The 19,349-nt window shown below is 63.6% G+C and carries 19 protein-coding genes; 8 read left to right on the top strand and 11 right to left on the bottom strand.

Annotation, left to right across the window (positions count from 1 at the left end; genetic code table 11):
* The first annotated feature begins 13 nt into the window (after positions 1-13).
* Entirely contained in the window at positions 14-304 is a 291-nt protein-coding gene (locus P3T25_RS31105; RefSeq protein ID WP_097395939.1) for a hypothetical protein, read from the top strand.
* A gap of 8 nt (positions 305-312) precedes the next feature.
* On the opposite strand, the gene P3T25_RS31100 is transcribed toward P3T25_RS31105, so the two are convergent.
* From P3T25_RS31100 to phnG, 7 genes are all read right to left on the bottom strand, one after another.
* Positions 313-1,446, bottom strand: coding sequence for an alpha-D-ribose 1-methylphosphonate 5-triphosphate diphosphatase (locus P3T25_RS31100; protein WP_154564689.1), 1,134 nt, complete (start codon positions 1,444-1,446; stop codon positions 313-315).
* Between the two features lie 106 nt (positions 1,447-1,552).
* Positions 1,553-2,332: a phosphonate C-P lyase system protein PhnL gene (gene phnL, locus P3T25_RS31095; protein WP_429360724.1), complete on the bottom strand. Its 780-nt coding sequence runs from the start codon at positions 2,330-2,332 to the stop codon at positions 1,553-1,555.
* An 8-nt stretch (positions 2,333-2,340) separates the two neighbouring features.
* Positions 2,341-3,111 carry a phosphonate C-P lyase system protein PhnK gene (gene phnK / locus P3T25_RS31090; RefSeq protein ID WP_429360722.1) on the bottom strand — a complete coding sequence of 257 codons (771 nt, stop codon included), beginning with the start codon at positions 3,109-3,111 and terminating at the stop codon, positions 2,341-2,343.
* Positions 3,108-4,031 carry an alpha-D-ribose 1-methylphosphonate 5-phosphate C-P-lyase PhnJ gene (locus P3T25_RS31085; protein WP_266256826.1) on the bottom strand — a complete coding sequence of 308 codons (924 nt, stop codon included), beginning with the start codon at positions 4,029-4,031 and terminating at the stop codon, positions 3,108-3,110. The genes phnK and P3T25_RS31085 overlap by 4 nt, the downstream gene beginning before the upstream one ends.
* Positions 4,028-5,173 (bottom strand): carbon-phosphorus lyase complex subunit PhnI, encoded by a 1,146-nt coding sequence (locus tag P3T25_RS31080; protein ID WP_429360720.1) that lies wholly within the window; start codon positions 5,171-5,173, stop codon positions 4,028-4,030. The genes P3T25_RS31085 and P3T25_RS31080 overlap by 4 nt, the downstream gene beginning before the upstream one ends.
* Positions 5,173-5,784 carry a phosphonate C-P lyase system protein PhnH gene (gene phnH, locus P3T25_RS31075; protein WP_266239484.1) on the bottom strand — a complete coding sequence of 204 codons (612 nt, stop codon included), beginning with the start codon at positions 5,782-5,784 and terminating at the stop codon, positions 5,173-5,175. The genes P3T25_RS31080 and phnH overlap by 1 nt, the downstream gene beginning before the upstream one ends.
* The gene (gene phnG, locus P3T25_RS31070) at positions 5,784-6,269 is read right to left on the bottom strand and encodes a phosphonate C-P lyase system protein PhnG (RefSeq protein ID WP_171928177.1); all 486 of its coding nucleotides are present in this window, start codon (positions 6,267-6,269) and stop codon (positions 5,784-5,786) included. Before phnG ends, phnH begins: the two co-directional genes overlap by 1 nt.
* 181 nt (positions 6,270-6,450) lie before the next feature.
* On the opposite strand from phnG, the gene phnF reads away from it, so the two are divergent.
* The 4 genes from phnF to P3T25_RS31050 all read left to right on the top strand — a co-directional run bounded on the left by phnF (position 6,451) and on the right by P3T25_RS31050 (position 9,936).
* The gene (gene phnF, locus P3T25_RS31065) at positions 6,451-7,209 is read left to right on the top strand and encodes a phosphonate metabolism transcriptional regulator PhnF (RefSeq protein WP_154564679.1); all 759 of its coding nucleotides are present in this window, start codon (positions 6,451-6,453) and stop codon (positions 7,207-7,209) included.
* Positions 7,206-7,952 (top strand): DUF1045 domain-containing protein, encoded by a 747-nt coding sequence (locus tag P3T25_RS31060; RefSeq protein ID WP_429360717.1) that lies wholly within the window; start codon positions 7,206-7,208, stop codon positions 7,950-7,952. The genes phnF and P3T25_RS31060 overlap by 4 nt, the downstream gene beginning before the upstream one ends.
* Before the next feature lie 2 nt (positions 7,953-7,954).
* On the top strand, positions 7,955-8,545 hold the full coding sequence (phnN, locus tag P3T25_RS31055; RefSeq protein ID WP_429360715.1) for a phosphonate metabolism protein/1,5-bisphosphokinase (PRPP-forming) PhnN: 591 nt from the start codon (positions 7,955-7,957) through the stop codon (positions 8,543-8,545).
* Between the two features lie 200 nt (positions 8,546-8,745).
* Entirely contained in the window at positions 8,746-9,936 is a 1,191-nt protein-coding gene (locus P3T25_RS31050) for a M20 aminoacylase family protein (protein ID WP_429360713.1), read from the top strand.
* 114 nt (positions 9,937-10,050) lie between these two features.
* On the opposite strand, the gene P3T25_RS31045 is transcribed toward P3T25_RS31050, so the two are convergent.
* The 4 genes from P3T25_RS31045 to P3T25_RS31030 all read right to left on the bottom strand — a co-directional run bounded on the left by P3T25_RS31045 (position 10,051) and on the right by P3T25_RS31030 (position 16,920).
* On the bottom strand, positions 10,051-10,875 hold the full coding sequence (locus P3T25_RS31045) for an IclR family transcriptional regulator (RefSeq protein ID WP_429360711.1): 825 nt from the start codon (positions 10,873-10,875) through the stop codon (positions 10,051-10,053).
* Positions 10,876-11,089: 214 nt separating this feature from the next.
* Positions 11,090-14,143, bottom strand: a complete 3,054-nt coding sequence (locus P3T25_RS31040) for an efflux RND transporter permease subunit (protein ID WP_429360709.1) — start codon at positions 14,141-14,143, stop codon at positions 11,090-11,092.
* A 12-nt stretch (positions 14,144-14,155) separates the two neighbouring features.
* Positions 14,156-15,307: an efflux RND transporter periplasmic adaptor subunit gene (locus P3T25_RS31035; RefSeq protein ID WP_154564667.1), complete on the bottom strand. Its 1,152-nt coding sequence runs from the start codon at positions 15,305-15,307 to the stop codon at positions 14,156-14,158.
* Between the two features lie 107 nt (positions 15,308-15,414).
* The gene (locus P3T25_RS31030) at positions 15,415-16,920 is read right to left on the bottom strand and encodes an efflux transporter outer membrane subunit (protein WP_429360707.1); all 1,506 of its coding nucleotides are present in this window, start codon (positions 16,918-16,920) and stop codon (positions 15,415-15,417) included.
* Between the two features lie 228 nt (positions 16,921-17,148).
* Here P3T25_RS31030 and P3T25_RS31025 point away from each other — a divergent pair, with 228 nt between their 5' ends.
* The 3 genes from P3T25_RS31025 (at position 17,149) to ltnD (ending at position 19,340) form a co-directional block, all read left to right on the top strand.
* Complete coding sequence (locus tag P3T25_RS31025; protein ID WP_154564663.1) at positions 17,149-17,517, top strand: cupin domain-containing protein; 369 nt, start codon at positions 17,149-17,151, stop codon at positions 17,515-17,517.
* A 152-nt stretch (positions 17,518-17,669) separates the two neighbouring features.
* On the top strand, positions 17,670-18,374 hold the full coding sequence (locus tag P3T25_RS31020) for a FadR/GntR family transcriptional regulator (RefSeq protein WP_266256815.1): 705 nt from the start codon (positions 17,670-17,672) through the stop codon (positions 18,372-18,374).
* 75 nt (positions 18,375-18,449) lie between these two features.
* Complete coding sequence (gene ltnD / locus P3T25_RS31015) at positions 18,450-19,340, top strand: L-threonate dehydrogenase (protein ID WP_429360704.1); 891 nt, start codon at positions 18,450-18,452, stop codon at positions 19,338-19,340.
* Positions 19,341-19,349 lie beyond the last annotated feature (9 nt).

Here is a 19,349-nt window from a genome sequence, read left to right as displayed (position 1 = left end):
AGAGAGGTACAGAATGTACGACGCCGAAATCGCCGCCACCCTCCTGAATCGTTGGGCCACACGTTCGTCAACGACTGACTTCGACGTCTACCTCGAGTTGTTGCGCGAAGGCAATCTCAGTTTCACCTACCAATCCGGTCACGTGCGCGACGCCGGCATTGAAGAGGGGAGCGCATTCAATATCGAATCCCTGGTATTCGGCGACGGCTCGCGCACCTTGCGCGTCGAAGCGCCTGACCAGACACCACGCTGGACGCGCTGGGCCGCGGTGGAACCACTGCTGCCCGTCACCAGCGAGGCCTGACAACATCGTCAGACGATCCGTGCCCCGGCGCGATACGTCGCGCGCGGCACCGGCAACGCGTCGAGCATCGTGACGCGCACGAAGTCCGCGCGCAAACCCGCTTCGATCGCCCCGCGGTCATGCAGCCCCGCCGTGCGGGCCGGCTCGGCGGAAACCGTCGCCATGGCGCGCGGCAGGGTCCAGCCGGCCTTGCTCACCAGGTCGAACACAGCCGTCATCAAACTGGACGGCACGTAATCCGAGGACAGGATATCGAGCAAGTCCGCCTTCGCCAGTTCGAGGGCCGACACGTTGCCCGAATGCGAGCCGCCGCGCACGATATTCGGCGCCCCCATGATGGTCGAAATGCCATGCTCGCGTGCCGCCTCGGCGGCGATGCGGGTGGTCGGAAATTCGGCCAGCACGATACCTTCGGCCTTGGCCTGTTCGACGTGTTCGATCAGCGTGTCGTCATGGCTCGCCACGGGAATGCCGAGCCGGTTGCAGCGTGCCACGATCTCGCGGCGGTGCGCGTCGGCGTAACGTTCCTGTTCGACGGACAGTTCGACCAGGGCGGTCGCCACGTGTTCGTCAGTCAGCTTGCCGTTGCGCTCCTGGAAGCGGCGCCATTGTTCGCGGTCGTGCCATTGACGTTGGCCGGGCGTGTGATCCATTACCGAGGCGAGCCGCAGCAACGGATGCGTGCACAACGAATCGAACAACTCGACCACGTCGGCGGTGGCGATTTCGCAGCGCAGATGCAGAAAGTGTTCGGCGCGCAGCAGCTTGCGCTCGGAGAAGCGCGTGAGGGATGCGGCACATTGCATTTGCATATCGCGGCCGCGCAGCCCTACGTTCGAGCGCGAACCGATCGCGAGGGCATCGAACACCGTGGTGATGCCGGCCGCCGCCACTTGCGCGTCGTGGATCACGAAGGCGGCATCGGTATTCCATTGCACGCCCGGACGCGGCACCAGATGCTTCTCGAGGTTGTCCGTGTGCAGTTCGATCAGACCCGGCAACAGATAGTCGCCTTCCCAATCTTCCGCTTCGCGCGCCGAGGTCGTGCCACGCTCGACGTCGCGAATCATCCCGTCTTCGATGCGTAGCATGCCGGTAAATACTTCGTCTCGCGTCACGATGCGAGCGTTTTTGATCAACATCGACTTGCTCCGTAGTCTGTCCTGAGTGTTGCACCGCTGTGTTTCGATTCAGTGCGCGACTCAATGTTTCAGCTCAGTGGTTCAGTTTAGTGCCGTTTCGTGTCAGTTAGTGACGTAACGGCGGACGCAACGGCGGTTGGAGTTCAAGACGGCGTGTGGCCACCTTGTTGCGGGTATCTTCGTCGTGAAAGATGCCGACGATCGCCGCGCCGCGCTCGCGCGCTTCGACGATCAGATCGGCGACCACGTCGCGGTTTTCCGCGTCGAGCGAGGCCGTGGGCTCGTCGAGCAGCAGCAGCGGGTGCCCGGCGATCAAACCGCGGGCGATGTTCACGCGCTGCTGTTCGCCGCCGGAGAAAGTGGCGGGCGCGAGCGACCACAGCCGCTCGGGCACGTTCAATCTCGCCAGCAGGGCTGCCGCACGCGCACGCGCTTCGTCTTCGGCCACGCCGCGCGACAGCAGCGGTTCGGCGACGAGCGTCAGCGTCGGCACGCGCGGAATCACGCGCAGAAACTGGCTGACGTAGCCAACCACGCCGCGGCGCAGCCGCAACACGTCGTGCGGCTCGGCGCCGGTGATCGACACCGGCGGCCCGTCATCCGCCGCCGCATCGCGAATGGCAATCGAGCCCGAGCTGGCCAGGTAGTTGCCGTACAGACAGCGCAGCAGCGTACTCTTGCCCGCGCCTGAAGGTCCGATCAGCACGACGCACTCGCCGCGCTCGACATCGAGCGACACGCCCGCGAGCGCTTCGATCTGCACGCCGCCCTGGCCGTGAAGCGTGAAGGTTTTGCCGATGCCGACCGCGCGCAGCATCAGTGCGTTGTTCTCGATGAACGCGCGTTCGGTGGCGTGGAATTCCTTGCTTGTTTCAATGGATCGCATTGTGAGCCTCAAACCGGCAGAACCGAGGAAACCAGCGTTTGCGTGTACGGATGCTGCGGATCGTCGAGCACCTGGTCCGTCAGGCCCGACTCGACCACTTCGCCGCCTTGCATGACCATCAAACGATGTGCGAGCAGGCGCGCCACGCCGATATCGTGCGTCACGATCAGCACCGACAGATGCAGCGTGGACGTCAACGTGCGCAGCAAGTCGAGCAGACGTGCCTGCACCGAGACGTCGAGACCGGCGGTCGGCTCGTCCATGAAGACGAGGCGCGGACCGGTGACGAGGTTACGTGCGATCTGCAAACGCTGCTGCATGCCGCCGGAAAACGCCGCCGGGAATTCGTCGATGCGAGTGGCGTCGAGTTCGACACGCTCCATCCACTGCGTAGCGGTGTGGCGGATGTCGCCGTAATGGCGGGCGCCGACGGCCATCAAAGGCTCGCCGATATTCGCGCCGGCGGAGACGCCGCTGCGCAGGCCGTCGCGCGGATTCTGCTGCACGAAGCCCCACTCGGTGCGCATCAACAGACGCCGGCGCGGTTCGGACAAGGCGAGCAGATCGAGCTTTTCGCCATGCGTTGCCGTGTAGTGGAGCGAGCCGCTATCGGTTTCGGTTTTCAGGGCGAGTGCATTGAGCAGCGTGGTCTTGCCCGAACCGGATTCGCCGACGATGCACAGCACTTCGCCCGGATACAGATCGAAGTTGACGTTCCTGCAGCCGTTGCGGCCGCCAAATTGTTTGGTGAGCGAACGGGCGCTCAACAGCGGCGTCATGCGGTTTCTCCTTTGCGCGCTTCGTATGCCGGCAGCTCGAGGTCCTGATCGCCGCGGCGTTCGTGGCAGTAGTCGCTATCCGAGCAGACGAACATGCGCTTGCCGGCGTCGTCGACGATCATTTCGTCGAGGAAGCTTTCCGTCGATCCGCACAGCGCGCACGCGTGCTGCCACTTCTGCACTTCGAACGGGTGATCGTCGAAGTCGAGACTGCGCACGGGCGTGTACGGCGGGATCGCGTGAATGCGCCGTTCGCGGCCGGCGCCGAACAATTGCAGCGCGGGGTTCATATGCATCTTCGGATTGTCGAACTTCGGAATCGGCGACGGCGAACTCAGATAGCGGTTGTTGACGATCACCGGGTAGTCGTACGTGGTGGCGATGCTGCCGTGATGCACGATGTCTTCGTACAGCTTCACGCTGATCAAGCCGTAATCAGCCAGTGCGTGCAGCTTCTTGCATTCCGTAGCGCGCGGTTCCAGCTTGTATAGCGGTTCGGGCATCGGCACCTGATAGACCAGAATCTGCTTGTCGGTGAGCGGCGCTTCCGGAATCCGGTGACGTGTCTGGATGATCGTCGCTTCGGTCGTGCGGCGCGTGGTTGTCACGCCCGTGGTGCGCGCGAAGAAGCGGCGGATGTTGACCGCGTTGGTGGTTTCGTCGGAACCCTGATCGATGACCTTCAGCGTATCGTTCCTGCCGATGATCGCCGCGGTCACCTGAATGCCGCCCGTGCCCCAGCCGTACGGCAGGGGCATTTCCCGCGAGCCGAACGGCACCTGATAGCCCGGCACGGCGACCGCCTTGAGCAACGCGCGGCGCAGCATGCGCTTGGTCTGTTCGTCGAGGTAGGCGAAGTTGTAGCCGTCCGCGGCGCTGTCGTACGACGCGGTGGTGTGAGATGTGGCCGGCGCGTTCATGCCGCTTGCTCCTGCTGATCGTGATCCTGATTCTTGCCCTGATCCTGGCCCTCTGCGCTGTGTTGCGCCCGCAGACGCCGCACGAGTTCGAGTTCGGACTGGAAGTCGACGTAGTGAGGCAATTTCAGATGCTGAACGAAACCGGACGCTTCGACGTTATCGCTATGTGAGAGCATGAATTCGATGTCCTGCGTCGGCGAGGCGAGCGTTTCGCCGAGCTCCTCGGCGCGCAACGCGCGATCCACGAGTGCCATGGCCATCGCTTTGCGTTCCGAGTGTCCGAACGCGAGACCATAGCCTTGCGTGAAAGTAGGGGCCACGTTGCCGCTGCCGGCGAACTGGTTGATCATCTGGCATTCGGTGACATCGATGTCGCCGATTTCAACGGCTTCGCCCAGTTCATCGAGTTCCATTTCGACGGCGATCGTGCCGAAGCGGATCTCGCCGGCAAACGGATGCGTGTGCGCGTAGCCCCGTTGGGTGGCGTAGCCCATGGCGAGCAGGAAGCCTTCGTCGCCGCGTGCGAGATTCTGCAAACGCGTGGCGCGGCTCGCGGGAAACGCGAGTGGCTCGCGCGAGAGATCACCGGGTTCCGGCGCGTCCGGCGTGGGGCGTTCCTGTTCGATCAGGCCTTCCTTGTCGAGCAGCGTGACCACGCGCGGCACGGCTTCTGCTGCGGACTGGGCGGCTTGAATGGAAGCCGGGGTTGTGGCCGCATCGGTTCCGGCATCGCCTTCGGCAAGCAGCGCGAAATCCAGTAGACGTTGCGTGTAATCGTAGGTCGCGCCGAGCAATTGCCCGCCGGGCACGTCCTTGAACGTTGCCGAAATACGGCGCTCAACTTGCATGGCTTCCGTGTCGATCGCCTGCGTATAACCGAAACGCGGCAACGTGGTGCGATACGCACGCAGCAGAAAGATCGCTTCGACCAGATCGCCCGCAGCCTGCTTGATTGCGAGCGCGGCGAGTTCTTCGTCGTAGACCGAGCCTTCGGTCATCACTCGCGCGACGGCGAGGCGCAATTGCTCGCGAATCTGCGCGACGCTGAGTTCGGCCAGCCGCGTATCGCCACGGCGCGACTTGTCGAGCAGACGCCACGACGCTTCGATCGCGCGTTCTCCACCCTTGACGGCAACGTACATCAGTTCACCTTCGCTTGAGTTGTGCGCGGCAGGCCGATCAACGTGCTGCCGCAGACGAGATAACAATCGATGCCGCACGGAAAGAGCGGCGCGAGGGCGGCGCGTTCGCGCCAGAAGTGCTCGGGCAGACCGATCGGCGCAATCGTCGTGGTGTGCTGAATGCCGGGACCGCTGAGCACGATCGGTGCGCCACCTGTCAACGCTTCGACGCGGATCAGCAAGGTCACCGAGTGCTCAGGCGATTCCGCTTCGCCGAGTGCAAAGCTTTCCAGCGCCGGCATTGCGCCTGCATCGTGAATATAGGCGAAGGCCGCAAGTCCCGGTTCGTCGACGAGCGGCGCGCCGGTATGAAAGCGCAGCGCCGAACCCAGTGCCGTATCGGGTTGGGCGAGCCATACGGGCGTGGCGTAGTCGCACAGGGTCAGCAGCGCGGCGAAAGCGGCGAGCGCGGCGCGAGTGGCCCGCACCTCCGGCAAGCCTTTTTCGACGACGCCCACCGTGCCCGGGCGCGACAGTGCGTCGAGCAGCGTGCGGAATACCGCCTGGGTGTCGTGGACCGGGTCTGCGAAACCGGGTGTCAAGGTAGACAATGCAATCTGCGAGTTTTCCATCAGTCGCCTCTGACCATCGTAAAGAATTCGACGCGTGTGGCTGCGGCGTCCTGTCTGCGTTCGGCGCGTTGCGCGGCTTGCTGTTCGGCAAACGGCGCGATCAATTGCTGGTGCAAGGCGGTGTGATGTTCGGGCATTTGCAGCAACGCATCGGCAAGCGCTGCCAGTTCGGCGCGGCGGCGGTCGCGGCCCAGATGGCACGCTACGCCGACGGCTGCGGCTGTGTCACCCGTGACGCGCAAACGCAACGTGGCGCGCGTGACGGTGGCCTCGCCGAGATTGAACGGGTCGCCGCTGCCGCCGACGCGGCCGCGCACCATCGCGAGGCCGATTTCGGGTGGCCGCAGCCAGTCGTAAGCAGGGGGTGGAACGCCTTGCAGCGCGCGTTGCAGCGCGGCTTCGAGATCGGCGCGCGGGGTGCGGGCCAGCACGGCCATCCATGCGCGCCGCGTGGCGGAGGAAGGCGAGGCGGAAGTGGCACTCATCGAAATTCCTGTTGATCCAGCGAGTGGACATTTAAGCATCTATTCATCTAAACGTCTAGACGTTTAGGGGTATGCTGGCCGGGTGTTGCTGTGCATGGTCACCGTTTCACATTTCCATCACGGCTTGCGCACTACAATGCATGGCATAGCGAATATTTGAACCCAAGGGAATGACAGCACCATGACATCGAACGACAACGCGACGCCGGGCACGCTGCTCGAACGCGGCGCGGGCGTTGCCGTCTGGCGGCAGATCGAACAGATTCTGGCAGCGGAAATTGCAGCGAGCGGCTTTGGCGAAGACGGCCGTTTGCCGAGCGAGGGCGAACTGGCCAAACGCTTCGACGTGAACCGGCATACCGTGCGCCGCGCCATGCTCGGTCTTGCCGCATTGGGCCTCGTCAGCGTCGAGCAGGGACGTGGCACCTTCGTGCAGCCCGGCGCGATCGACTATACGATCGGTCGGCGCACGCGGTTTACAGAAAACTTGCGACAGCAGCATCATGCGGCGGCGGGCACGATGTTGTCGGCCGCGCGCGTGAAGGCCGAGCCGAATGTCGCGAAGGCGCTCAGCTTGCGGGCGGGCGCCTCGGTCTACCGGATCGAGACGTTGCACGAATCGGATGGCGTGCCGCTCACGTTCGCGCGCAACTGGTATCCGGCCGCGCGTTTTCCAGACTTGCCGGAAGTGCTGGAGCGTACCGGCGGCATTACCAAGGCGATGGCCGAATTGGGCGTGACCGACTATCTGCGTAAGTGGAGCCGTATCGGCAGCGTGTTGCCTGAGCCGGAAGTAGCGCGGCGTTTGAATATCAACCGCCAGCAACCGGTGTTGTGGGTCGAAAACGTCGACGTCGATCTGGAAGGCACACCGATTAAATACGGTTTCACGCATTTTGCGGCGGACCGTGTGCAGTTGCTGGTGGAGCACGAAGTATGAGCGCCGTGGTGGAGAACACCGGCGATCGGGTCGAATGGAGCACCGGCGCGCGGTTCGCGGTCTATTACGCGCCGTCACGCGGTTCAGTGTGGTGGCGCGCCGGTTCGGCGTGGCTGGGGCGTGACGCGGAAAGCGGCGAGCGCTGTGCGGCGCCCCAGCCGGAAGGCTTGACGCGTCCGCTGGCGGAGCTAACCGAAGCCCCGCGTCGCTATGGTTGGCACGGCACGTTGGTCGCGCCGTTTCGTCTCGTTGAAGGCGTGACTCAACAGGATGTGCTGGAAGCGACGCGTCAATGGGCGCATACGCAAAACCCATTCGCGTTGCCGGTCGAAGCCGCGACACTCGGCGATTTTGTGGCGCTGCGTCCCGCTGATCAGAACGGCGAAGCAAACATTGGCGCTGTTGCCGCAAGTGCACTGCGCTCGCTCGATGCACTGCGCGCGAGACCCTCCGCGGCCGATCTCTCGCGCCGTCTCGCCGCGCCGTTGGGTGAACGGCAACGTGCGCTGCTGATCGAATGGGGCTATCCGTACGTCTTCGACGAATTCCGTTTTCACATGACGCTGTCCAGTTCTCTCGCCAATACCGACGAGCGCGCAACGCTGGTTGCGTGGTGGCAGGCGCAAACACCCGCGCTCGGGCCGCTCGTTATCGATCACGCGGCGCTCTTTGTCGAACCCGCGCCTGGTGAGCCGTTCGTCCTATGGCAGCGCGTGCCGTTTCAGACCCGCGAGGTGAAATAACAATGGCAGGTCGTTTGATTTATGTAATGGGGCCGTCCGGCGCGGGCAAGGATTCATTGCTGGGTTTTGCGCGCAGCCGCCTGATGGGAGAGCCGATTCTGTTTGCGCATCGCTACATCACGCGGCCGAGCGGCAACGGTGAAGAGCACGTTGCGTTGAGCGTCGAAGAATTCGCGGCGCGTTCGGTGCTCGGTCTGTTCGCGCTCGAATGGTCGAGCCACTCACTGCGTTACGGCATCGGTATCGAGCTCGATGCATGGCTTGCGCGCGGTTGCACGGTCGTCGTCAACGGGTCGCGTCAGCATTTGCCGCATACGTTGGCGCGTTATCCGCACACGGAAGTCGTGCATGTGGACGCCGCGCCGCATATTCTCGAAGCACGGCTCGGCGCGCGGGCGCGTGAGTCGGCGGAACAGGTCGCGGCCAGGCTTGCACGACGGGCACCGTTTTCATTGCCGCAAGGGCTTCGGTGCACGACGATCGATAACTCCGGGGCACTGGAAGACGCGGGGCACGCGCTGATCGCTTTTTTGCAGGCGGCGGCTGACGTTCGCGACATTCCCGATGTTTCCCACGTTCGGCACGTTCGCTAGGCTCGACTACCCGGCCGCCGCCATGCGCTCCCGGGTCGCTTCCTGCAAACACGATACCAACTGCAGCACCGCCGGAGTGGGCAGCAAATCGCGCCACGAGAAGATGCTAAAAAGAACAGTATCTTGTTCGAACAAGATGGCGTGGCTATAGTGCTCGTCTGTTTGCCGCGTGATGCGGCGTGAATTCCATGGAGCGATAGATGAGCGAAGCCGCGCGTTTTACCGAAGTGTCAGACCTGGCGCCTGCAACCGAGAGCCTGCGCGAGATCCGCCATCACATCCATCACCATCCGGAATTGGCCTACGAGGAAGTGCAAACCGGCGCACTGGTGGCCGGGAAGCTCGAACAATGGGGCTGGCAGGTCACGCGCGGGGTCGGTCAAACCGGCGTGGTGGGCACGCTGAAAGTGGGCAACGGCACGCGCAGTATCGGCATTCGCGCCGACATGGACGCGCTGCCGATCATCGAACAAACCGGTCTGCCGTATGCGAGCGGCACGCACGGCAAGATGCACGCCTGCGGCCACGACGGCCACACGACGATGCTGCTCGGCGCCGCGCAGCACCTTGCCGCCACGCGCAATTTCTCGGGCACCGTGCATCTGTACTTCCAGCCGGCCGAAGAAAGCGGCATAGACAGCGGCGCGATGAAGATGATCAACGACGGCCTGTTCGAGCGCTTTCCGTGCGATGCCGTGTTCGGTCTGCACAATCATCCGGGCGAGGAACCGGGCGTGATGCTGTTCCGCAAGGGGCCGTTCATGTCGGCGGGCGACAAGGCGATCATCACGATCGAAGGCGTCGGCGGCCATGCGGCTCGTCCGCATCTGACGGTCGATCCGGTGGTGGTGGCGGCGAGCATCGTGATGGCCTTGCAGACCATCGTGGCGCGTAACGTCGACCCGTCGCAGCCGGCGGTGGTGACGGTCGGCTCGATGCATGCGGGCACCGCGAACAACGTGATTTCAAGCAGCGCGCGACTGGAATTGAGCGTGCGCTCGTTCAGCCCCGAAGTGCGCACGCTGCTGAAAAAACGCATTACCGAACTCGCCGAAAGCCAGGCCGCGAGCTATGGCGGCAAGGCGGTGGTGGAGTATATCGAAGGCTATCCGGTGGTGATCAATTCGGATGCCGAAACGGACTTCGCGGTGCAGGTGGCGCGTGAACTGGTTGGCGACGACAAGGTGATCGAGCAGACCGACATCTTGATGGGCAGCGAAGATTTCGCCTTCATGCTGCAAAAACGGCCCGGTACATTCCTGCGGATCGGCAACGGGGCGGGCGAAGACGGCTGCATGGTGCACAACCCCCATTACGACTTCAACGACCGCAATCTGCCGGTCGGCGCCGCATTCTGGACGCGCCTGGTGGAGCGGTATCTGGGGCAGTGAGGGGCCCGGGTTGTTAACGAGGGGCCTCAGGCGCAATGGGCGCGCATGCGAGAAACGCGCGCCTTTCGAGGCACCTTCGTGTACTCAATCGCGCTCAACCGCAATCAATCGCAATCAACCGCGCCGCGCCACCATCTCCGAGACCGTCTGCGCGGCCTGCTGCAGCGGCTCCAGAAACGCCTTCACCATCTGCTTGGCTGAATTGCGCTGAGCATTGCCGCTGATGTTCATCGCCGCGATCACGCGCCCCTGGCGGTTGCGAATCGGTGCGGACAGCGAAATCAGACCGCCTTCCAGCTCCTGGTCGACGATCGCCCATCCCTGGCGGCGCACCTGCGCGATCAGCTTTTTCAGCTCCTCCTTGTCGGTCACCGTGCGCGGCGTATGCGCATAGAGCGGCGTCGAACTCAGGGTCGCTTCGAGCGTGTCGTCGTCGAGCGCGGACAGCAGCACACGGCCCATCGACGTGCAATACGCCGGCAAGCGGCTGCCGATCGACAGGTTGATGGTCATGATCTTGTGCGTCGGCACGCGCAGCACGTAGACGATCTCGGTGCGGTCGAGTACGGCCGCCGAGCAACTCTCGTGAACCTGCGACGACAGATTTTCCATCACCGGTTCGGCGAGATTCCAGAACGGCATCGAGGTCAGATACGCGAAACCCAGGTCGAGAATCTTCGGCGTGAGGCGGAACAGGCGACCTTCGGCCTCCACGTAGCCGAGCGTCTGCAGGGTCAGCAGAATGCGGCGTGCGCCGGCGCGTGTCAGGCCGGTGGCCGCGGCGACGTCAGTGAGCGTCTGTTCGGGGCGGGTGGCATTGAACGCGCGAATTACCGAGAGGCCTCGTGCGAACGACTGCACATACGAGTCGCCCGGTTTGTCCGCGACCGGTTCGGCGCTGGCAGGAACGGCAGAAGGCGGTGGCAGGGCTTTGCTCATGGACCTTGAAAGATGCGTTCGAAGAAGGGCGCGTAGCGTTCGCGCGTTTCAGCCGGCGCGATGCGGTGCAAAGGCGTGACGATAGCTTAAGCCTTCTGTTTCGCCAACTTTGCCCGCTTCAGTCCGTCGGTCGCCGCGAGTGAAATCTGCCTTGCGCCTAGTGGCTAAGCCATTGATTATAAATAATTCGTAGGCTTGGAAGGCGGGTTAAACGCTAACTCACCTTCTGCGCGCCAGCGTCCCGATGATGATCGGCGGCGAGGAACATATACATCGCAGGCACCACGAACAATGTAAAAAGGGTGCCGATCGACAGCCCCGTGAAGATCACGAGCCCCATCGCATTGCGGCCCGCGGCACCCGCTCCCGAGGCGAACACGAGCGGCACGACGCCGAGCACCATCGCCGCGGTGGTCATCAGAATCGGGCGTAGCCGCACGGCCGCCGCTTCTTCCAGGGCTTCGCGCTTCGATTTGCCGGCGTGTTGCAGCTCGTTGGCGAACTGGACGATCAGGATGCCGTGTTTGCTGACGAGCCCCATCAGCGTGACGAGCCCGACCTGCGTGTAGATGTTCAGCGTCGTCAAGCCGATGTTGATGAAGATGAGCGCACCGAACAGCGCCATCGGCACCGAAACCAGGATCACGATCGGGTCACGGAAACTTTCGAATTGCGCCGCCAGCGCAAGGAACACGATGATCGTGGCGAGCAGCAGCGTGATGACGAAGCCGCCCGATTCCTGCACGAACTGCCGCGACTGGCCCGAGTAGTCCGCTGCATAACCTGCCGGTGCGACCTGGGTGGTCGTCTTGCGCAGAAAATCGAGCACCTCGCCTTGCGACACGCCCGGTACGATCACGCCTGAGATCGTCGCCGAGTTGAGTTGCTGGAAGTGGTTGATCGATTCCGGCACGACGTTGTGTTCGAGATGTGCAATCGTCGAAGCCGGCATGACGCTGCCGTCCGGCGTACGCAGGTAGTAATCGAGCACCTGCGAAGGATTCAGGCGGTCGGTCTGCAGGACCTGCGGAATCACCTTGTAAGAGCGCCCGGCGATCGAGAAGTAGTTGACATAGCCGCCCCCTAGCGCCGAACCGAGCGCTTGCCCGACGTCGCTCTGCGAGAGCCCAAGGGAGGCGACCTTGTCGCGGTCGACGACGAGCGTGGCTTCCGGCTTGTCGAGCTTGAGATCGCTGTCGACGAAGAAAAACATCCCACTCTCGCGGGCTTTTTGCAGGACTGCCTGTGAAACTTCGTTGAGGTTCTCGAACGGCTCGGTCGTGCTGATGACGAATTGCACCGGCAAGCCCTGCGAGCCCGGCAGCGGCGGAAACTGGAACGCCGCGACGCGCGCACCTGAAATCTGATTCCATTTCTGCTGCAATTCCTGCTGCAAGGCGGTCGCGCCCTTGCTGCGCTGGTCCCATGTCTTGAACAGCACACCGCCGATCCCCTGGTTGAGTGTCGGCGCGCCCGTGAGTTGGAACATCTGCGCGTATTCGGGCAGCGCCTTGGAGATATCGAACACCTGGTCCGCGTACATCTGCATCTGCTGAATGGTCGCGTTCGGCGGTCCCTGGATCTGCGACAGGACGATCCCCTGATCCTCCTGCGGCGCCAGCTCCGCTTTTGACGTCATGAACAGATAGACCGTGCCGCAGAGCAGCAGCGCGCCCATCACGGTGAACACGGGCCAGGTGTCGAGCGTCGCGTGCAACAGGCGGCTATAGCCACGATGGACGCGTTCGAACTGGCGGTCGACGAAACGCGCGAAGCGCCCGGACTCCTGGTCCGCACGGAAGAAGCGCGAGCACATCATCGGCGACAACGTCAGCGCGATTACACCGGACACCGTCACCGCGCCGGCGAGCGAGAAGGCGAACTCGGTGAAGAGGGCGCCCGTCAGGCCGCCCTGAAAACCGATCGGCACATACACTGCGATCAGCACGACAGTCATCGCGAGGATCGGTCCGCCGAGTTCGCGCGCGGCGATGAGCGCGGCGTCGAAAGGCGCCTTGCCTTCCTCCTTCATGTGACGGTCGACGTTTTCGACGACGATGATCGCGTCGTCCACGACGAGCCCGATCGCGAGCACGAGCGCGAGCAGTGTCAGCAGATTGATCGAATAGCCGAGCAACTGCATCACGAAGAACGTGCCGATGAGCGACAACGGCATTGCGATCAGCGGCACGATGACCGCGCGGAAGCTGCCGAGGAACAGGAAAATCACCGCCGTGACGATCAGCAGCGCCTCGACCAGCGTCTTGATCACCTCGACGATCGCCGTGTTGACGAAATCGGTTGCGTCATAAACGATCTCCCCCGTCATGCCGGTCGGAAACTGCTTCTGCAGCCCGGGAAACACGGCCTTCACGCGTTTGGCGACATCGAGGATGTTGGCGTCCGGCGCCACCTTGATGCCGATGAACACAGAACGCTTGCCGCTGAACGCGACGTTGAAGTCGTAGCTGTCGGCGCCGAGCACGACGTTCGCGACGTCTTCGAGGCGCACGATCGCGCCGTTTTTCTGCTTGATGACGAGTTGCTTGAAGTCGGCGACGGTATGCAGGTCCGTGCCCGCGTTCAGGTCGACGCTGACCATTTGCCCCTTCGTCGTGCCGAGTGTCGCGAGGTAGTTGTTGTTGCCGAGCGCCGTGAAGACATCGCTTGCCGTCACGCCGTGTGCAGCGAGCCGCGTCGAATCGAGCCACGCGCGTAACGCGAACTGCCGTCCGCCGAGGATTTCAGCCGTCTGCACGCCTTCGATCGAATCGAGCTTGGGCTTGATGACGCGCAGCAGATAATCCGTGACGTTGTTGCTCGGCAGCACGTCGCTGTAGAAACCCATGTACATCGCGTCGGTGGTCTGCCCGGTTTGTACCGTCAACACCGGCTGCTGCGCCTGCGGCGGCAACTGGTTGCGCACCGAGCCGATCTGCGTGTTGATCTCGGTCAGCGCGCGGTTCGCGTCATAGTTCAGGCGCAGTGTTGCGGTAATGGTCGACACGCCGGTGCTGCTCGTCGACGACATGTAGTCGATGCCTTGCGCCTGAGCGATTGCCGCCTCGAGCGGCTGCGTGATAAAGCCGGCGATGGTGTCGGCGTTCGCGCCATAGTAGGCCGTGCTGATCGTCACGACGGCGTTTTCGGTTTGCGGATACTGGCTGACTTTCAGGGTGGCCAGCGAGCGCAGTCCGAGCACGAGAATCAGCAGGCTGACGACCGATGCCAGCACGGGCCGCCGGATAAAGAGATCGGTGAATGTCATCGCGCGGTCTCTCTATTGTTCCTGCGGCGTCGGGTTGGGACTGTCCGAGGGCTGCACGCTGTTGTTGATGACGAGCGGCGTGCCGTTCTTGAGCTTGAGTTGCCCGCTCGTCACGACCTGCGTGCCGGCGGCGACACCTTTGAGGATCGCGACCTGATCGCCGCGCGTCGGCCCTGGCGTGACGAACACCTGTTGCGCGACGGGCAGCGTCTTGCCTTGCGCATTGGCTTGTGTGCCCGGCTTGACGACGAACACGGTCGCGCCGTAGGGGTTGTAGGTGATGGCCGTTTGCGGCAGCGTCAGGTAGCGCTGTCCGGTGCCCGCGTCGATCTTCACGTTCGCATACATGCCCGGCAGCAGCTTGCGCTCGTGATTGTCTACGCTCGCTTCGATCTGCACGTTGCGCGTGGTGCTGTCGACTTTCGGGCTGAGCGACTGGATCTTGCCCACGAACGTTTGTCCGCTAAACGCGTTGGTGTCGACCACGATGGTCTGGCCGATCGCGAGCTGGCCGAGCTGCTGTTGCGGCAGGTAGAAATCGGCGTAGATCGGATCGATCGCTTGCAGCGTGACGATCGCATCGCCCGGATTGATGTATTGGCCCGGATTGATCGTGGTGATGCCGAGGCGCCCCGCAAACGGCGCGCGGATGGTTTTCTTTTCGACGAGCGCGGCTTGTCCTGCGACTTGCGCCTTCTTGCCCTTCAGGTCGGCGGCGTCCGCGTCGAGCTGCGCTTTGGCGATCGCCTTGATGTCGTACTGCGCCTGATCGCGCGTGAAGACGGTCTGCGCGAGTTCTGCCGCTGCCTCTAACGAATGGAGCAGCGCCACGTCGGTGTCGTCGTTGAGCCGGACGAGGACTTGCCCGGCCTTCGCTTCCTGCCCCGAACTGAACGCCACCTCGCGCACGAGGCCCGCGACTTCGGTGGTGACGTCGACGCCGCGCACGGCGCGCAGGCTGCCGACCGCCGCCAACTGCGGTTGCCAGGACTGATAACCGGCGACGACCGCCGAAACGGTGGCGGGCGGCGCCGCGTTGCCCGCCATGAACTTGGCGAACATATACGAGCGGAACTGGTTGAAGCCGACGAGTGCGGCCAGCAGCAGGCCGACACAGATCAGCATGATCACCATCCGCTTCGTCATCGGTTTTCTTTCGGTCATCGTGATGTCCTTGCACGGCATTGGGCGAAGCGCCCGACTTTGCATGCCTTCGTGTCTGACAGCGCGTGTTGCAAAGAGCGGTACGGCGAGCGTTCTGTCCGGCTATGTCATTGCGTCGTCGCAGCGGCGGTCGGCGCAGCGGCGTTCCACCAGCCGCCACCGAGCGCCTGGAAGAGGGCCGCGGTGTCGGCGTAGCGGGAGGCCTGGGCCTGCGCGAGGCTCACCACTGTTTGCTGGTACTGGCGTTGGGCATCGAGAAGCGCCAGGTAGCTCACGCTGCCGACGCGATACTGCCCGCGCGTGAGTTCCAGCGAGTCGCTGGCGGAGCGCCAGGCGTCCGTCTGTGCTTTCAGGCCGGTCGCGTCGTGATCGAGCGCGCGCAGCGAATCCGCGACGTTCTGGAACGCCAGCAGCACCGTTTCACGATATTGCGCGTCGGCCTGCTCGTACGCCGCCTCGGCCGCGCGCTTCTGCGCGCTCAGTTGCCCGCCGTGGAAGACCGGTTGCAGCAGGCCGGCACCCAGGCTCCAGATCGTGCTGCCGGCCTTGAACACCTGGGCCGGCGTCAGGGCCTCGGCGCCGTAGCTGGCGGACAGGGTGATCTGCGGATACATCGCCGCGGTCGCCACGCCGACTTGCGCGCTGGCCTGATGGAGCACGGCGTCGGCGGCGAGAATGTCGGGCCGCTGCTGTACCAGTGCCGACGGCAGGCTCACAGGCAGCGCCTCGGGCAACGAAAACATCTCGAGCCTGAATTCAGGCAATGTGGCGTCGCTGGGCAATTTGCCGGCCAGCACGGCGAGCTGGTGACGCGTCTGGTCGAGCTGTTGTTGCAGCGGCGGCAGCGTGGCGCGGGTCTGCGCGAGGAGGGTTTGCTGCGCGAGCACCGCCGTGCGGCCCACGCCCCCCAGTTCGAACTGCTTGCCGAGTACGCCCAGTTGCTCGTCTTCCTCCGCGGCGATCCGCTCGGTTGCCTCGATCTGTGCGCGCAGTGACGCTTCCTTGACGGCCGCGGTCACGATGTTGGCGGACATCGCGAGATAGGCGGCTTGCAACTGGAAACGCTGGTAATCGATTTGCGCGTGCAGCGCTTCGAGTTCGCGCCGCGAGCCGCCGAACACGTCGAGTTTGTACGACACGTTCACCGACGCGTTGTACAGATTGAACTCATCGACCACGCCGGGTTGGCCGAACGCGATGCCGTTCAGTTTTTCGCGCGTGGCGCCAAGTTGCGCGTCGACGCTGGGCAAAAGCGTGCCGCCGGCTTGCGCCGAGAAGTTTTCGCGTGCCTGCCGCAATGCGGCTTGCGCCGCGGTGATGTTTGGACTGTTGACGAAGGCCTGACGGATCAGCGCGTCGAGCGGTTCGCAATGAAAGAGCGCCCACCAGGCGGCGGGAATGTCCTGTCCCGGCACAAAGCGCTGCGGCAAGCCGGCGGCCCCTGGAGAAGAGGCCGTCTGCTCGGGCAATGGCGAGGCGGTGTAGGTGTCGGTAGCGGGCGCGGGGGGAGTACGGTAATCGGGACCGACCATGCAGCCGGCGGCTGCGGCGCAGCCGCATAACGCGACCCACAGGCTCCGCTGCCGGACAATACGCTGGATAACGTCGATCATCGATCCACCTTATATCGCTTGCGTTTAACCTAAACGACGGAGCGGACGCGGATATTCAGGCAACTTGAACTTTCGATGTTTCTTTTCCTGACGCCGGAATTTATACCATGCGGGACATTTCTACGCTTAGCCTAGCATGGTCGATCTCAGCGCTTGCGCACGAGATCACGTAGTCAGGGCGCTTGACGGGCTTTCAGGCTTGGGGATTAACGTCACCGGGACATCCAGATGAAAGAGATCGCCTCTTTTCCCTCCTTTAGCCGCCGCGACAGCGAAGCGGTCCCATGGCAGCGATCGGCCGTCGCCTCTGGGGTTGAAGTCAAAAACCTCGGCACCGCGGACGGCCGTGCCATTCAGTTAGTGAAGTTCGCTCCGGGCGTGACCTTTCCGGACCATTACCATACGGGGCCGGAATTCATTTACATGCTCGAGGGGCAGGCTGTTCAGAACGGCGAGCTTCTGTCAGCAGGATGGGTTGGCATCGCGGCCGCGGGAACCGTCGATCATGGGTTCAGGAGCGAAACGGGGTGCGTGTTCCTGTTTGTCTACGACCATGGGCAAGTATTCGATTCTGTGCAGCCGCCAATGAAGGGATAAGCACGCCACCGCCGGCTGATGTTCGATCGGCGTTACGACGCGTGCGTCGTAGACGTCGCGCGACCGCGCTCGGAAAACTCAGGGTTTGCATCGATGCCGCCCGAGCCTCAAATTTGTATGATGACCCGACAACCTGATTCATCGGGGCCCTCATGTTCGACAAGATTCCTGCCCGGGCGCTGAGCGATACGGTCGCGCAGCAGTTGCTCAAGCAGATCGACAAAGGCACCTTCGCGCGCGTCGGCAAGCTGCCGACCGAGGCGGTGCTGGCGCAGCAGTTCGGCGTGAGCCGCACGGTGATCCGTGAGGCGATTTCGCGGCTGAAGAACGAAGGCGTGGTCGAGCCGCGCCAGGGCAGCGGTGTATTTATCGCCACTCATGGCGCGATCCGGCCGCTGCGCATCGACTATGCGGAAGCGGTCGAAACGGGCTCGGTGCTGCAAATCCTCGCGTTGCGGCGTGCGATCGAGGCTGAAGTTGCTTCGGAGGCGGCCATGTGCCGCAGCGACGCAGACATGGTGTCGATCGACGCCGCCCTCTCGAAGATCGACGAAGCGGTGGCCGAAGGCGAGAACGGCGTCGCCGAAGATGTCGCTTTCCATCGCGCAATCGCCGCGGCCACCGGCAATCCGTATTTCCTCAAGACGCTCACCTTCCTGAATCAGTACCTCGAGGCCGGCACCCTGGTCACCCGTCGCAACGAAGCGCTGCGCGATGACTTCTCACGTCAGGTGCGTGAAGAGCATGCGGCCATCGTCGCGGCGATCCGGGCCGGCGATTCGATGGCGGCGCGCAATGCGGCGAGCACGCATATGAACAATGCGGCACGGCGGCTCGCGGACGCGGGCATTTGTTGAGCTGAACCAAGTCGAGGCGGGTTGCCGGGTTGGGTTTCATCGGGCGCTCGCGGCTAACCAATATAGAGGTCAGGCATGTCCAGAAATGTCGGCGTTATCGGTCTCGGGGCGATGGGCATGGGCGTCGCGCGCTCGCTGCTGCGCGCGGGCTTTCAGGTCCACGCATGCGATCTGCGCAGCGAGATCCTGCAAGCGTTCGTGGCGGCAGGCGGCGTCGGCTGTGCGTCGCCTGCCGAGCTCGGCGCGCAATGCGAGGTGGTCGTCACGCTGGTCGTGAATGCCGCCCAAACCGAAGCGGTGCTATTCGGCGCACAAGGCGCGGTCGCCGCGATGAAACCCGGCAGCGTGGTGATTGCAAGCGCAACCGTCGCACCGGACTTCGCGATCGATCTCGGCAAGCGCATCGAAGCGGCCGGTTTGCAGATGCTCGACGCGCCGGTATCCGGTGGCGCGGCCCGCGCCGCGTCCGGAGAAATGACGATGATGACGTCCGGCCCGGACACCGCCTATGCCGCGTGCGAGGACGTGCTGCCCGCGATGGCGGGCAAGGTCTATCGGCTGGGCTCGGCGCACGGCGCGGGTTCGAAGGTGAAAATCATCAATCAGTTGCTGGCCGGCGTGCATATCGCCGTGGCCGCCGAGGCGATGGCGCTTGGCTTGCGCGAAGGCGTCGATCCCGACGCGCTGTACGAGGTCATCACGCATAGCGCGGGCAATTCGTGGATGTTCGAGAACCGCGTGCCGCATATTCTGAGCGGCGATTACACGCCGCTCTCGGCGGTCGATATCTTCGTGAAGGATCTCGGTCTGGTGCTCGATACCGCGCGCCGCTCGAAATTCCCCTTGCCGTTGTCGGCGGCGGCGCATCAGATGTTCATGATGGCGTCGACGGCGGGGCATGGCGGCGAGGACGATTCCGCGGTGATCAAGATTTTCCCCGGCATTGACTTGCCGGCGGCGAAGTAAGCGCGGAGC

The sequence above is a fragment of the Paraburkholderia sp. GAS32 genome (genome assembly GCF_050434225.1).
GTDB lineage: Bacteria > Pseudomonadota > Gammaproteobacteria > Burkholderiales > Burkholderiaceae > Paraburkholderia > Paraburkholderia madseniana.
The sequence above is the reverse complement of the archived record's forward strand: the minus strand, read 5'-3'. Positions and strand labels throughout refer to the sequence as shown.

Bases quoted from the DNA above. Each gene is read 5' to 3' on its own strand.
- phnK (WP_429360722.1), bottom strand. From the start codon at position 3,111: ATGACGCCGCTGTTGAGCGCCCGTTCGCTCACCAAACAATTTGGCGGC.
- P3T25_RS31025 (WP_154564663.1), top strand. From the start codon at position 17,149: ATGAAAGAGATCGCCTCTTTTCCCTCCTTTAGCCGCCGCGACAGCGAA.
- P3T25_RS31020 (WP_266256815.1), top strand. From the start codon at position 17,670: ATGTTCGACAAGATTCCTGCCCGGGCGCTGAGCGATACGGTCGCGCAG.
- P3T25_RS31085 (WP_266256826.1), bottom strand. From the start codon at position 4,031: ATGAACGCGCCGGCCACATCTCACACCACCGCGTCGTACGACAGCGCC.
- phnG (WP_171928177.1), bottom strand. From the start codon at position 6,269: ATGAGTGCCACTTCCGCCTCGCCTTCCTCCGCCACGCGGCGCGCATGG.
- P3T25_RS31035 (WP_154564667.1), bottom strand. From the start codon at position 15,307: ATGACCGAAAGAAAACCGATGACGAAGCGGATGGTGATCATGCTGATC.
- P3T25_RS31080 (WP_429360720.1), bottom strand. From the start codon at position 5,173: ATGTACGTTGCCGTCAAGGGTGGAGAACGCGCGATCGAAGCGTCGTGG.
- P3T25_RS31040 (WP_429360709.1), bottom strand. From the start codon at position 14,143: ATGACATTCACCGATCTCTTTATCCGGCGGCCCGTGCTGGCATCGGTC.
- ltnD (WP_429360704.1), top strand. From the start codon at position 18,450: ATGTCCAGAAATGTCGGCGTTATCGGTCTCGGGGCGATGGGCATGGGC.
- P3T25_RS31045 (WP_429360711.1), bottom strand. From the start codon at position 10,875: ATGAGCAAAGCCCTGCCACCGCCTTCTGCCGTTCCTGCCAGCGCCGAA.
- phnH (WP_266239484.1), bottom strand. From the start codon at position 5,784: ATGGAAAACTCGCAGATTGCATTGTCTACCTTGACACCCGGTTTCGCA.
- P3T25_RS31100 (WP_154564689.1), bottom strand. From the start codon at position 1,446: ATGTTGATCAAAAACGCTCGCATCGTGACGCGAGACGAAGTATTTACC.
- P3T25_RS31105 (WP_097395939.1), top strand. From the start codon at position 14: ATGTACGACGCCGAAATCGCCGCCACCCTCCTGAATCGTTGGGCCACA.
- P3T25_RS31030 (WP_429360707.1), bottom strand. From the start codon at position 16,920: ATGATCGACGTTATCCAGCGTATTGTCCGGCAGCGGAGCCTGTGGGTC.
- phnL (WP_429360724.1), bottom strand. From the start codon at position 2,332: ATGCGATCCATTGAAACAAGCAAGGAATTCCACGCCACCGAACGCGCG.
- P3T25_RS31060 (WP_429360717.1), top strand. From the start codon at position 7,206: ATGAGCGCCGTGGTGGAGAACACCGGCGATCGGGTCGAATGGAGCACC.
- P3T25_RS31050 (WP_429360713.1), top strand. From the start codon at position 8,746: ATGAGCGAAGCCGCGCGTTTTACCGAAGTGTCAGACCTGGCGCCTGCA.
- phnN (WP_429360715.1), top strand. From the start codon at position 7,955: ATGGCAGGTCGTTTGATTTATGTAATGGGGCCGTCCGGCGCGGGCAAG.
- phnF (WP_154564679.1), top strand. From the start codon at position 6,451: ATGACATCGAACGACAACGCGACGCCGGGCACGCTGCTCGAACGCGGC.